The organism is Provencibacterium massiliense, from assembly GCF_900169495.1.
GTDB classification, from domain to species: domain Bacteria; phylum Bacillota; class Clostridia; order Oscillospirales; family Ruminococcaceae; genus Harryflintia; species Harryflintia acetispora.
This window is the reverse complement of sequence record NZ_FWCH01000012.1, coordinates 915,124-930,167: the sequence shown is the minus strand read 5'-3', so window position 1 is coordinate 930,167 and position 15,044 is coordinate 915,124. Positions and strand designations below refer to the sequence as shown.

15 protein-coding genes and 1 other annotated feature are annotated in these 15,044 nt (G+C 59.9%); of the genes, 13 read left to right on the top strand and 2 right to left on the bottom strand.

The features are described from left to right. Window positions 1–103 precede the first annotated feature (103 nt). Genes B5477_RS09540 through B5477_RS09505 form a run of 8 tightly spaced genes read left to right on the top strand, consistent with a single transcriptional unit; the run spans window position 104 to window position 5,949 of the window. Entirely contained in the window at window positions 104–787 is a 684-nt protein-coding gene (locus tag B5477_RS09540; protein WP_079699472.1) for a class E sortase, read from the top strand. A 27-nt stretch (window positions 788–814) separates the two neighbouring features. Next, on the top strand, window positions 815–1,972 hold the full coding sequence (locus tag B5477_RS09535; protein ID WP_079699471.1) for a transglutaminase family protein: 1,158 nt from the start codon (window positions 815–817) through the stop codon (window positions 1,970–1,972). A gap of 21 nt (window positions 1,973–1,993) precedes the next feature. Continuing rightward, a complete protein-coding gene (locus B5477_RS09530) occupies window positions 1,994–3,040 on the top strand; it encodes a type II secretion system F family protein (RefSeq protein WP_242942170.1) in 1,047 nt (348 codons plus the stop codon). A 42-nt stretch (window positions 3,041–3,082) separates the two neighbouring features. Beyond that, window positions 3,083–3,418, top strand: coding sequence for a hypothetical protein (locus B5477_RS09525; protein WP_079699470.1), 336 nt, complete (start codon window positions 3,083–3,085; stop codon window positions 3,416–3,418). Between the two features lie 24 nt (window positions 3,419–3,442). Beyond that, window positions 3,443–3,940: a DUF4860 domain-containing protein gene (locus B5477_RS09520; RefSeq protein ID WP_079699469.1), complete on the top strand. Its 498-nt coding sequence runs from the start codon at window positions 3,443–3,445 to the stop codon at window positions 3,938–3,940. A 17-nt stretch (window positions 3,941–3,957) separates the two neighbouring features. Further along, window positions 3,958–4,371, top strand: a complete 414-nt coding sequence (locus B5477_RS09515; protein ID WP_143533582.1) for a hypothetical protein — start codon at window positions 3,958–3,960, stop codon at window positions 4,369–4,371. Between the two features lie 22 nt (window positions 4,372–4,393). Next, complete coding sequence (locus B5477_RS09510) at window positions 4,394–4,864, top strand: hypothetical protein (protein WP_079699467.1); 471 nt, start codon at window positions 4,394–4,396, stop codon at window positions 4,862–4,864. Window positions 4,865–4,884: 20 nt separating this feature from the next. Continuing rightward, window positions 4,885–5,949, top strand: coding sequence for a type IV pilus twitching motility protein PilT (locus tag B5477_RS09505; RefSeq protein WP_079700451.1), 1,065 nt, complete (start codon window positions 4,885–4,887; stop codon window positions 5,947–5,949). 51 nt (window positions 5,950–6,000) lie between these two features. Here B5477_RS09505 and B5477_RS09500 read toward each other — a convergent pair whose 3' ends face one another. Then, window positions 6,001–7,011, bottom strand: coding sequence for an aldo/keto reductase (locus tag B5477_RS09500; protein ID WP_079699466.1), 1,011 nt, complete (start codon window positions 7,009–7,011; stop codon window positions 6,001–6,003). 387 nt (window positions 7,012–7,398) lie between these two features. Between B5477_RS09500 and B5477_RS09495 the strand changes: the two genes are divergently transcribed. The 3 genes from B5477_RS09495 (at window position 7,399) to B5477_RS09485 (ending at window position 9,893) form a co-directional block, all read left to right on the top strand. Next, window positions 7,399–8,562 carry an MDR/zinc-dependent alcohol dehydrogenase-like family protein gene (locus B5477_RS09495; protein WP_079699465.1) on the top strand — a complete coding sequence of 388 codons (1,164 nt, stop codon included), beginning with the start codon at window positions 7,399–7,401 and terminating at the stop codon, window positions 8,560–8,562. Window positions 8,563–8,694: 132 nt separating this feature from the next. Then, a complete protein-coding gene (locus B5477_RS09490) occupies window positions 8,695–9,189 on the top strand; it encodes a MarR family winged helix-turn-helix transcriptional regulator (RefSeq protein ID WP_159448992.1) in 495 nt (164 codons plus the stop codon). A 29-nt stretch (window positions 9,190–9,218) separates the two neighbouring features. Continuing rightward, the gene (locus B5477_RS09485) at window positions 9,219–9,893 is read left to right on the top strand and encodes a response regulator transcription factor (protein WP_079699463.1); all 675 of its coding nucleotides are present in this window, start codon (window positions 9,219–9,221) and stop codon (window positions 9,891–9,893) included. Window positions 9,894–9,908: 15 nt separating this feature from the next. Here the strand turns inward: B5477_RS09485 and B5477_RS09480 are convergent, their stop codons facing one another. Next, the gene (locus B5477_RS09480; protein WP_079699462.1) at window positions 9,909–10,241 is read right to left on the bottom strand and encodes a hypothetical protein; all 333 of its coding nucleotides are present in this window, start codon (window positions 10,239–10,241) and stop codon (window positions 9,909–9,911) included. A 274-nt stretch (window positions 10,242–10,515) separates the two neighbouring features. After that, window positions 10,516–10,767, top strand: a binding site (T-box leader). Window positions 10,768–10,824: 57 nt separating this feature from the next. On the opposite strand from B5477_RS09480, the gene aspS reads away from it, so the two are divergent. Both aspS and B5477_RS09470 read left to right on the top strand, forming a co-directional pair. Continuing rightward, window positions 10,825–12,633, top strand: coding sequence for an aspartate--tRNA ligase (gene aspS / locus B5477_RS09475; RefSeq protein ID WP_079700450.1), 1,809 nt, complete (start codon window positions 10,825–10,827; stop codon window positions 12,631–12,633). A 178-nt stretch (window positions 12,634–12,811) separates the two neighbouring features. Continuing rightward, complete coding sequence (locus B5477_RS09470) at window positions 12,812–14,719, top strand: NAD(+) synthase (protein WP_079699461.1); 1,908 nt, start codon at window positions 12,812–12,814, stop codon at window positions 14,717–14,719. The last annotated feature ends 325 nt before the right edge of the window (window positions 14,720–15,044 follow it).

Sequence of the window (15,044 nt, the reverse complement as noted above, 5' to 3'; positions counted from 1 at the left end):
AGTGGCCGCGTTTCTGAGCGGTTTGCACAGCGGATGAAAATAAGTTTTGCTTTTATGCTCACGGGAGATTATAATAGAATATGACTACGAAGGGGGGCCGCCGGTGGGGAATCAAAAGCAACGCGCGAAAAAGCCTGATGGGATCCGCCTTCTGGGGCTGATCCTGGTCGTCGTGGGGATCGTGCTGATCGGCTATTACCTCTACATACATTATGCCGGGCGGCTGCACAGCCGCCTAAATCTGGACCCCTCCCCGGCGCTGACGGTCCCTGCCGAGCCGGGCGAGCCGCCGCAGGAGGATGCGATCCTTTATCCGACCGACCGGCTCTTTGTCACCGACGAGCGGGCGGCATACGGGGACGGGGAGATGACCCTTCGCATCCCGCGCCTGGGGCTGGATGCCCCGGTGCTCGCCGGCACCGGGCCCGGGGTGCTGCAGCGCGGCGTGGGGCTCTATGAATACGCCCAGCTGCCCGGGGAGGGGAACCGCAACGTCTCGATCGCCGGGCACCGGGACATCTACGGGGCCGAGTTTTACTATCTCGACCAGCTGCAGGAGGGGGACGCTTGCTACCTCGACTACGGCGGGCGGGAGTATACCTATATCTATCAGGATACCGCGATCGTCGAGCCGGACGATTGGGGGCCGGTCTACTGCCGGGAGTACGGCTGCCTGACCCTGACCTCCTGCGACCCGGTCGGCACCTCCGAGCGGCGGATCGTGGTCACGGCGCGCCGGGTGGACAGCGCCCAAAAAGAGAAGGAAGCGGACGCGGCGCAGTCCTAGTCCGGTTGGGGGAAAGGGGGAAGACGCATGAGGAAAGGCCGGCTGTTTGGCGTGGCCCTGCTGATTCTATGTCTTTTTGCCGGCTGCGCGTCCGCCTCTCCCGACGCAGGGGGCCATGTCGAGGCCATCCAGTTGCCGCAGCCGCAGCAGGCGTCGTCTTCGTCTTCCCCTTCGTCCGCTGCGCAGTCGGAAAGCCTTTCCCGGGAAATAGCGGAGCCTTCTGAACCGGCTGCGTCGGCTGCTTCGTCCTTGCCCGGTCCGGAGCCGGAAAGCCTTTCCAGGGGAACAGCGGAGCCTTCCGAACCGGAAGCGGCGCTCGCCTGTCTGGCCGGGGTGCAGGAGGCCTCCTCCAATCAGGGAGGCGCCGCTCAGGTGCTGACCCCGACAGCGCCGGGGGACAAGACCTTTAGCGACCCCGGGGTGTCCATCGACTATTCCAACGCCGAGCAGGGGTACGTCATGGTCCAGTACAGCGGCAGCAATCCGAAGGTCAAGCTCCAGATGAGCGGGAGCAACCAGACCCTGTATACCTACACGCTGCGCAAGGGCCAGTTCGACGCCTTTCCGCTGACCTCGGGCAACGGGACCTACACTTTGAAGATTTATGAAAACGTCTCGGGCAGTCAGTACGCCCTGCTCGCCAGCCACAGCTTCGAGGTCCAGCTGCGCAGCGCGCTCTCGCCCTATCTTTACCCCAACCAGTACGTCAGCTTTACCTCCTCGAGCGCGGCGGTGGCGAAAGGGGCCCAGCTGGCCGAGGGAGCGAAGGACAATCTCGAAGTGGTGCAGAGGGTCTATAACTTTGTTACCGAAAACGTGGTATATGACGATGGCAAGGCGCAGAGCGCGGCCGCCGGCTCGCTGACCGGCTACCTGCCCAATGTGGACGAGACCCTGCGTTCCGGCAAGGGGATCTGCTTCGACTACGCCGCCCTGATGACCGCCATGCTGCGCTCGCAGGGGATTCCCACCCGCCTGGAGGTGGGCTACGTCACGGGGGGGATTTACCACGCATGGATCAGCATCTATCTGCAAAACGAGGGATGGGTCAACGGGATCATCCACTTCAACGGGAAAAAGTGGACTTTGATGGATCCCACCTTTGCGGCCAACAGCGGCGGCAGCGAGGAAGTCAAACAGTTTATCGGCAACGGAAGCAATTACAGCACCAAGTTTGTGTATTGAGCATAAGGGAGGCGGGGACAAGTGCCGCGTGAAAAGAAATTAACCTCCAGGGAAATTTCGGCCTTCTGCGCCCAGATTTCCATGATCCTCAAATCGGGCATCCCGGTGGAAGAGGGGCTCGCCATCATGCAGGGGGAGATGGAAAACGAGGAGGGCAAAAAAATTGTGTCCGGCCTGCTCGAAACGGTCGGGCGGGGCGAGCCGCTGCATGCGGCTCTACTCCAAAGCGGCCGCTTTCCCAAGTATATGGTGGACATGGTGGAGATCGGCACCCAGTCCGGGCGGTTGGACGAGGTGATGGACTCCCTGTGCGAATATTACCAGCGGGAGGAGGACATCGCGAGCGGCGTGCGCAGTGCGGTGACCTACCCGCTGATCATGATCGCGATGATGGTGCTGGTGATCGGGGTGCTGCTCATCAAGGTGCTGCCGGTCTTTGCACAGGTGTTCGAGCAGCTGGGCAGCGAAATGTCCGCCTTCGCGCGCAGCGTAATGGCGCTGGGCAGCCTGATCGGCCGCTATTCGGCGCTGATTTTGGGCGTGTTGGTGCTGCTGGCGCTGCTCTTCTGGCTGCTGCGCCGCACCGAAGGGGGCCGGCGGATGCTCGACCGGTTTTTAGATTCCTTTTTCCTCACCCGCAAGCTGCGCGCCAAGATTGCCTCGGGACGGTTCGCCGCCGCGATGGCCCTCATGCTCTCCAGCGGGCTGGACACCGACCAGTCGCTCGAGATGGCCAAGCGGCTGGTGGACAACGAGCGTACCGGCCTAAAAATCGCGCGCTGCCAGGAGCGGATCGCCGCGGGCGAATCGTTTTCCCAGGCGCTGGGCGAGGCCGGGCTTTTTGGCGGCATCTATGCGCGGATGGTGGCGGTCGGCTTCAAGACCGGCTCGGCGGATACGGTGATGGGGAAGCTGGCCGACCGGTATGAGGAGGAGATTGACGCGCAGATTGCCTCGCTGGTCTCGGTGCTCGAGCCGACGCTGGTGGCCATCCTCTCGGTGATCGTGGGGATGGTGCTCCTCTCGGTCATGCTGCCGCTGATGGGAATCATGTCCTCGATCGGCTGACCGGGCAATCTTTGAAATTTGCGGGAAGGGGGTGCCGGACAGATGAACCGGTTTGACAAAGCGGGGAAGAACCGTCCCGGATGGCTTCATGTCCTTTTGCCGGTGCTGGCCTTCTCTTTGCTGCTCGGGCTGTTCGGGTACGGGCTGCAGTCGGTTTCGGCCCTCACCGAGAGCGAGCGGCTGCGTACCACCAAGGAGGCTGTGGTGCGCGCGGCGGTGCACTGTTATGCGAGCGAGGGGATGTATCCGCAAAGCCTTTCGTATCTCGAGGAGCACTACGGGCTGACCGTCGATACACAGGACTTCGTCGTGGATTACCGCTGCTTTGCCTCCAACATTATGCCGGACATCACGGTGATCCCGAGAGACGGGGAATAACTTAGCAGGGAAGGGGGCGCTCCTATGCGCAAACATGCCGCCTTGGGCGGGCATATGGTGGATTTTCTCTTTACCATCGCGCTCTTTTGCGCCTTTGCCGCCACCTCCCTGATCGTGGTGATCATCGGGGCGAACGTCTACCAGGGCACGGTGCGGGGGATGAATGAAAACTATGCCCTGCGCACCTCGCTGAGCTATGTTTCGCAGAAGGTGCGCCAAAACGACGGGGCGGGCGAAATACACATCGGCACGCTCGATGGGGTCCCCGCGCTGGTGCTCGAGCAGCCCTTTGATTCGGGGAGCTATCAGACCTGGATTTATTATGACGACGGCTGGCTGCGTGAGCTGTTTACCCGCGCGGACGCAGACGCCGCGCCCGCCGACGGGCAGCCGATAGTGCAGCTCGCCGGCTTTGAGATGGAGCAGGATCAAAACGGCATGCTGACCTTTACCTCCCGCGACGGGGAGGGGGGCAGCGCCGAGATACGGCTCTGTCCCCGCTGCGGCAAAGGGAACGAATGAAGACGGGAGGTGAAGGGATGAAGCACAGGCACGCAAAGTCCGGGCTCTTTTTGTTCGAGCTGATCTTTGCCATCCTCTTTTTCGCGCTGGCCAGCGCGGTCTGTGTGCGTCTCTTCGCCGAGGCGCATCTCACCAGCCTGCACAGCCGGGATTTGAGCCAGGCACTCACCGAGGCGCAGAGCGCCGCCGAGTGTTTCAAGGCTTCGCCAGACGATTTGCGCCAGCTCGCTTCGCTGCTCGGCGCGCGGCAGGAGGGAGATACGCTGGTGCTCGACTATGGTCACGACTGGTCCAGGACGGATCAGGAGGGGGAATACCGGCTGGTCCTCTCGCCACAGGGCGGTACGCCCGCCGCTGCGCAGATCACGGTTTCCAAAGAGAGGCAAGTGGAACCCCTTTACACCTTAGAGGTGAAGAAATACCAACCATAGGCGGGGAAAGGAGGGGGCCGGAATGAAAAAAAGGACGCAGATGGGCCTGGGGGTCGGGGCTTCCTCGATCCTGCTCATTTTTGTGCTGCTCTGCCTGACCACCTTCGCCACCCTTTCGCTGGTCTCGGCGCAGGCGGATGCGCGCCTGAGCGAGAAGACGGCCGAGACGGTGAGCGCCTATTATGAGGCGGACGCGCGCGCCGAGGAGCTGCTGGCCCAGATCGGCGAAGCACTGAAATCCGTCCCGCCCGGGGAGGGATATCTGCAAACCTGTGCCGGGCTGCTCGCCGCCATCGATGGGATGGACGTCTTGCAGGATGACGACGGGCTGGCCGTTTCCTATCAGGTTGCGGCCGGGGAAAACCAGCAGCTGCAGGTCTCGCTGACAATCCCCGCTACGGGCGGGTACCGGCTGACCGGCTGGAAGACGGTAAATACGGCCCAGTGGCAGGAAGGGGAGCCAATGAGCCTCTGGCCGGGCGAACTCGGCTGAGCGAAGGGATGGAAAAGCAGATGGACGTGACACAGATTCTAAAGGAGGCGGTCGGGCGCAAGGCCTCGGACGTCTTTATCGTGGCGGGCCTGCCGGTGTCCTTTAAGATCAGCGGGAACATCCAGCGGGTGGATGAAGAGAAGCTGCGCCCGGAGCATACCGAGCAGCTGGTGAAGGAAATCTACACGCTGGCCCACAACCGGGATATTGCGGCGGTGACTAAGGGAGGGGACGACGACTTCTCCTTCTCGATCCCCGGCGTCTCCCGCTTCCGGGTGAGCGCCTATAAGCAGCGCGGCTCGTTGGCCGCGGTGATCCGGGTGGTGACCTTTGAGCTGCCCGACCCGAAGGAGTTGTGTATCCCCGACGTGGTGCTCGGGCTCGCTGGGCGCTCAAAGGGGCTGGTGCTGGTGACCGGCCCGGCCGGGAGCGGGAAATCCACCACCCTGGCGTGCATCATCGACGTGATCAACCGCACCCGCAGTGCGCATGTCATCACGCTGGAGGACCCGCTGGAGTACCTGCACCTTCATAAGAAGAGTATCGTCAGCCAGCGGGAGGTCATGACCGACACCGAAAGCTACGTCAAGGCCCTGCGCGCCGCGCTGCGCCAGTCTCCGGATGTGATCCTGCTCGGGGAGATGCGGGATTACGAGACCATCAATGTGGCGATGACGGCGGCCGAGACCGGGCACCTGATCTTCTCCACCCTGCACACCATCGGGGTGGCGAACACCATCGACCGGATCATCGACGCCTTCCCGCCCAACCAGCAGCACCAGATCCGGGTACAGCTGGCAATGGTGCTGCAGGCGGTGGTTTCCCAGCAGCTGATCCCCACCGTGGACGGCAAGGTGGTCCCGGCCTTCGAGGTCATGCTGGTCAACGGGGCCATCCGCAATATGATCCGAGAGTCGAAGGTCCATCAGATCGATTCGGTCATCTACTCCTCGGCCGGGGAGGGGATGCTCTCGATGGACCAGAGCCTGCTGGAGCTTTACCGCAGGGGGATCATCTCCGAGCGAGACGCACTCACTTACAGCGCCAACCAGGATATGATGGCCAAAAAGCTTAAGGCGTTATAATGTAAATAAAAAAAGCAGGGCCGCCGGCGATTGCCGGCGGCCCTGCTTTTTTTATTTCAGGAAGGTCTTGTAGTCCTCATAGTTGCGCCGCAGCAGATTGGGGGTATCCAATCCATAGGGGCAGTGCTGCGCACAGTGGTTACAGCCGATACACGCATCGATCCGCGACATTTTTTCCTGCCATTCATCGGTCAGCCATTGGGCGCTGGGGGAGCGCCGGATCATCAGGGACATCCGCGCGCTGGTGGGGATGTCGATTTTGGCGGGGCAGGGCAGGCAGTAGCCGCAGCCGCGGCAGAACTCGCCCAGCAGCTCGCTGCGGTCCTTCTCGATGATGGCCGAGAGCTCTCCGGTCATGGCGGGGGGATACCCAATGTAGGAGAGGAATTCGTCGAGTTCGCTTTCGCGCTGCACCCCCCAGATGGGGAGGACGTTGTCGAACCGGGCGAGGAAGGCGTAGGCCGCCGCGCTGCTGGTGATCAGCCCTCCCGAAAGGGCCTTCATCGCGATGAAGCCGACGTTTTTCTCCTTGCAGAGCCGCACCAGCTCGAGCTCCCGCTCACTGGCAAGATAGGAAAAGGGGAATTGCAGCGTCTCGTAAAGCCCGGATTCCACCGCTTCCCTGGCGACATTCAGGCGATGGTTGGTGATCCCGATATGCCGTACCTTTCCCAGCTCCTTGGCCTTTCGCATGGCCTCATAAAGCCCGCTGCCGTCGCCCGGCTTGGGACAGAACGGCGGGTTATGGAATTGGAGGATGTCGACATGGTCGGTTCTCAGCAGCCGCAGGCTGGTGTCGAGATCGTTCCAGAAGCCTTCGGCCGTGAGCGCCGGGGTCTTGGTGGCGAGATAGAATCCGTCGCGCTCCTCCGAGAGGGCCAGTCCGATCTTCTCCTCGCTGTCGGTATAGCTGCGGGCGGTGTCGAAGAAGGTCATCCCGCCCCTGTAAGCCTTTTGCAGCAGATTTGCGGCCTCCTCCTTGGAGATGCGCTGGATCGGCAGCGCGCCGAACCCGTTTTTATCGACCGTGATCCCGGTGCTTCCGAGCGTCACCTTTGGCATGTCCGATTCCTCCTCTAACGTTGTTGTCCAACATTTATTGTATAGCAGGAGGAAGGCTTTGTCCAGTCCCGGAATTTTGAGACAAAATTGTAATTTGTCTATAGTTCCAGTGACAGAGAGGAAATCATTTCAAACCTTTTGGTTCATTGATTATTCATAATGGAAATAAATAATTAATAAATAAGAAATATTAAAATATAGAATACATCAGTTTGACATAAAAGTAAAATTTTGTTATAGATTAAGAAATAAATCGTTTCATATAAGGCTTTTTATTTTTGTTTCACCGTTTTGTAATCTTTTCTATAATGAAATCACGGTAAGGGATGAAACTTAGTGGAGAGATCCCACACCAGTTTTGATTTTAAAGAAAAGAGGAGAAACACAATGAAAAAAGTACTGGCTTCAGTGCTTGCTGCTGCGATGGTTCTCGGCACCGCTTCCGTAGCGTTCGCTGGCAACATTGCGAAAAAGTCCGGTTCCAGCTATGGCTATTCCATCATCGTCAGCAAGACCGATGACAATGCCGAGTTTGAAAACGGCGCCCCCTACCTCGTGACCTATGGTCCCGACAATGCCGGTATCGACGAGGATACCGCTGGTAACAAAGCTGAGATCGTAATTGATCCGGTTGCTGGTCAGATCATCACCGAAATTAAAGCTCATGTCAACTCCAAAAACATCACTGCTTCTGTTAAGAAGAATGATGGTGCCACTGTTGATAACAGCATCACCCCCACCTCCAACAATAAGGATTGGGAGTCTCCGGTTCTGACCCTGAAAGGCAATGCCGGTCTGCGCACCTTCGAGTTCGAGGACTATGAGGTTGAGCTCGATATGACCATCGGAGATTTTGTCATCGAGAGTGGCAAAATTATGAAGAATAAGGCTGATGCTGATAAGGATATTACTATCACCATCAAGCACGACGAGGCTGTTGCCTACTCCCGCATCCAGGAAGTTGAGGAAGACACCAACTACTCCAACAGCAAGCAGAATGGCGTTGTCTACAACTTTGACGAAGTGATCGGCGACGAGTCCAGAATCCGCGCCAACGACTATGTTGACGTGTACTTCAAGGGCAACTACGGCACCGACTATGAAAACATGAGACTGGTTGACGACGACATCGATGAGATCGTTGATTTCTTCGGCGACGTTGACGTTGACTGCTATGACTTCATCGCCAATCCGAAGTTTGCCTCCAAGGTCAAAGTTGTGATCGACGCTGACTCCGGCTCTGTGCTCTACGAGTACAACAAGAAGACCGGCGACGTGACCAAGGTTGACGCTGAGTATGAGAGCGACGGCTGGGCGTTCGAGACCAAGGTTCTCGGCACCTACATCGTGGCTGAGGAAGAGTACGAGGAAGGCACCATCTCCAAGGATGGCGAGGATGTTTCTTCTGACGACGAGACCGAAGAGCCCACCGATGGCGACAAGACCAACCCGGGCACCGGCGCTAACGACATGGTCGGCGCTGCCGCTGCCATGGCGGTCGTCTCCCTGGTCGCTGCTGGCGCTGTTGCGTTCAAGAAGGCTTCCAAGTAAGCGATTGTTCCATTGGCTTTCGGGCATGAGAGGTTTATTGGAATTTCCTCCTCTGCCATAAAGCAAATAACGATAAGCCCGACCTACTCTCCAGGGTCGGGCTTTTCTCCTGTCATGAGGGTGGGTATAAAAATGGAAGGAAATAACAACTCAATTTATTATGAGCTTTTCCAGCTGGAGTATTACCTGCAGCGGCGGGTGGACGAGTACCTCTTCTCCCACGGCTTGGATGAGGCGGGGTATCAGTTCCTGGCCTATATCGGGGCTCACGGCGGCTGTAGGGTCGGCGACGTGGAAGCGGCGGTGCAGATGGACCGCGCGGCAGTCAACCGCAAGCTGCGCGCGCTCGGGGAGCGGGGCTTCGTGATGAAGCGGGGGAGCAGGAGCGACCGGAGGATCATCCTGCTCTATCTCACCCCGGCGGGCAGGGCGGTGACCAGCGCGGTCCGGGAAATTCTCAAGGAATGGGATGACGAAATGCATCGCCAGCTCGGGGAACAGGACTGCGAAGCCCTGTCTCAGATCATAGAAAGGCTTGCCGAGGCGACCCGGCATGAGCAGGCGCAGCCCGCACCCCAGCCTACGCACGACGGGCTGCATCATGTCAAAATACGGGCCGAACACTGAGCGTTTGGGGGAGAAAGAGGGGAACGGCAATGTTTACGGTTTTGGCGGCAACGGGGGACGAAACCTTAGCGAAGCGCCTCTATGAGAGTCTCGAGGACGGGGGCTATCATTGCTTTCCCGCCCAGGACGGAGAAAAGGTTTACTTTTTGCTGGACAATTTTCATATCGACCTGCTTGTCTGCGAGGCGGCGCTGCCCGGGAAGGATGGCTGCACCATCACACGGGAGCTGCGCGCCGCTCAGTTTTCGCTGCCCATCCTCCTGCTGGCTGGGGAAAACTCGCTCGAACAGAAACGGGCGTGTTTTCTGGCGGGCGCGGACGACTGCATGCCAAAGCCTGTTGAGATGGAGGAGCTGCTCCTGCGGGTATCGGCGCTGCTGCGCCGCGCGGGCGCGGCCAGCCGCCACAAGCTACAGATCGGCGAACTGGCCGCGGACTACGATACCTTGACGGTTTCCACGCCCGACCGGAACATGAAGCTCCCCAAAAGGGAATTCGAGCTGCTTTTTAAGCTGCTGTCATCGCCCGGGCAGACCTTCACCCGCCGCCAGCTGCTCGACGAGCTGTGGGGGCTGGACACAGGCGTGGACGAGCGCACGGTGGATGTACATATCAAGCGGCTGCGCGCCCGCTTCAAGTACCGCCAGGAGTTCCAGCTCGTCACGGTGCGGGGGATCGGATACCGTGCAAAACTGACGCGCTAAATCTGTAATGCCATTTTACTTTACAGAAGTGGAGAATCCGCTTGACAGCAGGAGTTGATCCAATTCCTCGCGGTCCCGGCGCCATTGCTCCCGATAGCCTTGCAGCAGCGACCGTCCGATTCCGGTAATCCGGTAATGGGGCAGGGCTATCCCCTCATAGGGCCACTCGCACCCCTCGAGCGCGCCCGAGGACAGAAGCTGCTGCAGCGCCTGGTCGAATGGTTCGCTCTCCAGGTTCAGCCTCTCTTGCATCGCCCTGCTTGGCAGGTATATGCGGGTCCCATCCTCACAAAGCAGGGCGAGGATGCAAGCCGCCACCGCCGTCTGGTTGTCCCGCCAAAATGTCATGCGAGCACCTCCTCCATCCCTTATTCTAGCGTTCTCATATGAACGGAATATGAACCGATATATTGACTTTGATATATTGACTAAACGCGGGAAGTCTGGTGAATATTCCTAAAAACGGCGGGGAATAACAAAACGGAACCGGGCGTTTGTGATGAAGATTCTTCCTGCCGGCAATCACCGCTTGACAAGATGGGCCGGGCAGAATATAATCAATCACAACAAACAGCAAGGGCGCTGCGGATTAAGTCCGTAGCGCTTTACGCTTACAATGATGAAAATGGCATTGATGGGAAGAGTAGCCCAAAGGAAGGGGCGGCAGAGAGCCGGGGTAGCTGAAAACCGGCGCCTGTGCCTTTGGGGGAAGAACATCCCGGAGCCGCTGACCGAACGGGAGGCAAATGTTGCCCAAGTAGGCTCAGACGCGGGGCGGCGCGTTACAGCCGCCAGCCATAGTGTGAAAGAGTGGGTTTCCCTTTGGGGAGCCTATTTGGGTGGTACCGCGGAAGGAAGGCCTTTCGTCCCAATTTGTGTGGGACGAAAGGCCTTTTTGGTTTTGCGGGACCTGATAAAGGAGGAGTTTTTGATGAAACGGACCGATTATTGCGGAGTGCTGTGCGAAAGCGATCTGGGCCGCACCGTGACGGTGGCGGGTTGGATCAGCGCCAAACGGGACATGGGCGGGGTAATCTTTCTGGACCTGCGGGACCGGGAGGGAATCTTACAGGTGGTCTGCGATGCAAGGAACCTCACCCAGGCCGATTTCCATACGGCCGAGGGGCTCAAGAACGAGACGGTCGCAATTATGAGCGGAATGATCCGGGAGCGGGACGAGGAGACCTATAACCCGAAACTTGCCACCGGGACCATCGAGCTGGCAGCGGATTCTCTCGAGGTGCTCAGCGAGGCCGGAACGCTGCCCTTTCAGCTGGACGACAGTAATAACGTGCGGGAGGAGCTGCGGCTGCGCTACCGCTTTTTGGACCTGCGCCGGCCCGAGATGCTAAGAAACCTGCGCTTTCGCCACCGGGTCGCCCGGGTGGTGGAGGACTACCTGGACCGGGAGGGCTTCCTCTCGGCCGAGACCCCCATGCTCACCAAATCTACCCCCGAGGGGGCCCGGGATTATCTGGTGCCTTCGAGGGTCCATCCGGGCGAGTTCTACGCCCTGCCCCAGTCGCCGCAGATCTTTAAGCAGCTTCTGATGGTGGGCGGGATCGACAAATACTATCAGTTCGCGCGCTGCTTCCGGGACGAGGACCTGCGCGCCGACCGGCAGCCGGAGTTCACCCAGGTGGACATGGAGCTCTCCTTCGTGGACCAGGAGGACATCCTGCTCCATCTTGAGCGGCTTTTTAAGCACATTATGAAGGAGACGATGGGGCTGGATTTCCCTGCGCCCTTCCCGCGCATCACCTGGCAGGAGGCGATGGACCGCTACGGCAGCGACAAGCCGGACCTGCGCTTCGGGCTGCCGATCGTGGATGTCAGCGACATTGCGGTAAAATGCGGCTTCTCGGTGTTTTCTCAGGCGGCAAGGTCGGGGGGCTGCGTGCGGGCACTGAACGTCAAGGGTAAGGCGGATTTCACCCGAGGCGAGATCGAGGCGCTGACAGACAAGGCCCTCGGCTACGGCGCCAAGGGGATGGCCTGGATCGCCGTGCGCCAGGACGGGGAGCTCTACTCGGTGCTGACCAAATACTTTTCAAAGGATGACATGGACGCTCTGCTGGAGAGGGTAGAGGCGGCTCCCGGGGATTTCATCCTCTTTTGCGCCGACGGCCTTCCCACTGTGCGCCGCACGCTGGGCGGGCTGCGGCTGGACCTCGCCGGGATGCTTTCGCTGCGCCGGGAGGGGGATTTTTGCTTTTTGATCGTCACCGACTTCCCGCAGTTTGAGTACTCCGAGGAGGAGGGGCGCTATGTGGCGACCCATCATCCCTTTACCATGCCTTATCCCGAGGACGTGCAGTATCTGTGCAGCGAGCCGGGACGGGTGCGCGCCCAGGCCTACGATGTGGTGCTCAACGGCGTCGAGCTCGGCAGCGGGAGTATGCGCATCCACCGCCCCGATATCCAGGAGAAGATGTTCGAGGCGCTGGGCTTCTCAGAGGCGGAGACCAAGGAGCGCTTCGGTTTCCTGGTGGACGCCTTCCGCTACGGCACCCCGCCGCACGGCGGCTTTGCCTTCGGGCTGGACCGGCTGGTCATGCTGCTGCTGGGGGCCTGCTCGCTGCGGGAGGTCGTCGCCTTCCCGAAATTGGGCGACGCCTCCTGCCCGCTGACCGGCGCGCCGGGGACGGTGGACCCCTCCCAGCTCGAGGCGCTGGGACTTCATATTCAGATGCCGGCCTCGAGGAGGACAAGACGGCATAGACTTATCTGTGAAGAATAAGCGAGCGGGAGGGGAGAGGTTGAGGGCCATTGGAGAAATTTTGAAAGAAATTCTGTAGATACTATTAAAAATAGCAGCTGCGCGCTATTTTTACAATTCTTATGGCCGACCTACGGTCATGGCCATTTTTATTGCTTCGTTCATGCTCAGCAATAAAAAAGAGAAATGGAGGGACGGCATGAAAGACGGATTCATCAGGGTGGCGGCCGGCACGCCGAAAATCAGGGTGGCGGACTGCGATTATAACGCGGGCCAGGTGGTCGCGCTGGCAAAACAAGCGGATGAGCAAAACGTCAGGCTCCTATGTCTGCCCGAGCTGGTGCTCAGCGCTTATACCTGCTGCGACCTCTTTTTGCAGGACACCCTGCTGCGGGGCGCCCTTGACGCCCTGCGCCGGGTACTAAGGGAAACCCGGGAGCTGGAAACGGTCCTGGTGCTCGGACTGCCGCTGCAGGCGGCGGGCAAGCTCTATAACTGCGCCGCCGTCTGCCATAAGGGTGAGCTGCTGGGGCTGGTACCGAAGCGGTTTTTACCCAATTACGGCGAGTTTTACGAGGCACGGCTCTTCACTCCCTCGTCCGGGGAGAACAAAAGCTATTCCCTGGATGGGCGCCAGGTGCCCTTCGGCCCCAGGCTGCTTTTCTGCTGCGAGGAGATGGAGGATTTCTGCTTCGGGGTGGAAATCTGCGAGGACCTCTGGTCCTGCGCCCCGCCCTCGGTCGGGCACTGTGCGGCGGGGGCGCTGATGATCTGCAACCTGTCGGCCAGCGACGAGACCGTCGGCAAGGCGGATTACCGCCGGGCGCTGGTGAGCGGCCAGTCGGCGCGGCTGTGCTGCGGCTATCTCTATGCCGACGCGGGCGAGGGGGAATCCACCACCGACCTGGTCTTTGCCGGTCATAATCTGATCGCCGAGAACGGGGCGGTGCTCGCCGAGAGCGAGCGCTTTACCACCGGCCTGGTCATAAGCGAGGTGGACGTCTCCCGCCTCGCTTACGAGCGGCGGCGGCTGACCACCTTCCCGGCGCGGCAGGACGAGGGATACCTTAGGATTCCCTTCTCTCTGCCGCTCCACGAAACCACGCTCACCCGTCCGGTCAGCCCCTTCCCCTTTATTCCACAGGATCCGGCGGCGCTTCATGCCAACTGCGAAGACATCCTGCGCCTGCAGAGCGCGGGGCTCTGTCAGCGCCTCCTGCACACCGGCGCCAAATGCGCGGTGCTCGGCCTGTCGGGGGGCCTGGACTCCGCTTTGGCGCTGCTGGTGGCGGTGCGCGCGGCGGACTGGATGGGTGTGCCCCGCGCCTTCGTGCGGGCGGTGACCATGCCCTGCTTTGGCACCAGCGCGCGCACGCTGCAAAACGCGCGTGCGCTCTGCGAAAGCCTCGGGGTGCCGCTGCGCGAAATCCCGATCACGCAGGCGGTGTGCCGTCATTTCGCCGATATCGGACAGGATGAGGAGCGCCGCGACGTGACCTATGAAAACGCCCAGGCGCGGGAGCGCACCCAGGTGCTGATGGACCTCGCCAACCAGCAGGGGGGACTGGTCATCGGCACCGGGGACCTCTCCGAGCTGGCGCTCGGCTGGGCGACCTATAACGGGGACCACATGTCGATGTACGCGGTGAACGCCTCGGTCCCCAAGACCCTGGTGCGCCATCTGGTGGCGCACGAGGCCGCCCGGATCGGCGGCAGGGCCGGGGAGGTGCTGCGCGACATCCTGGACACCCCGGTCAGCCCCGAGCTGCTGCCCGGCGGCGGGGAGGGGATCGTTCAGCGCACCGAGGAGCTCGTCGGGCCCTACGAGCTGCATGACTTCTTCCTCTACTATGTCATCCGCTGGGGTTTTGCGCCGCAAAAGGTGCTGCGCCTGGCCTGCCGCGCCTTTAAAGAAAAGTATCCGCGCGAAACCATCCTGCGTTGGCTCAAGGAGTTTTACCGGCGGTTTTTCGCCCAGCAGTTTAAGCGCTCCTGCCTGCCGGACGCGCCGAAGGTCGGCTCGGTCACCCTCTCCCCGAGGGGGGACTGGCGCATGCCCAGCGACGCTTCGGCTCGGCTTTGGCTCTCCCAGTTGGAGAATATGTGAAAAGGGTGAATCTTACATTTTTCTTAATCCTAAGTCTTCCCAGTATACTTTCCCCCTGTGATCCGATATAATGGGACAAGCGCAAAGGGCGCACAGAATTTTTTCAAACGGGGAATCGTTTTGGCGCCCTTCATGAAGTGCTGAAAGCTCTGCTTTCAGCACTTCCCGATGTATGCCCCCGGAAAGCGCCGTTTTATATTTTCAAAAATTTCACATATTTCTTTTGACAATCTCTTGACAGACTGGCGTAGAGATTGTATTATTGTACTACAGTGTTAATACAAATAATACGGATAGTACGAAGAGAAATCGGACGGCCCGGGCG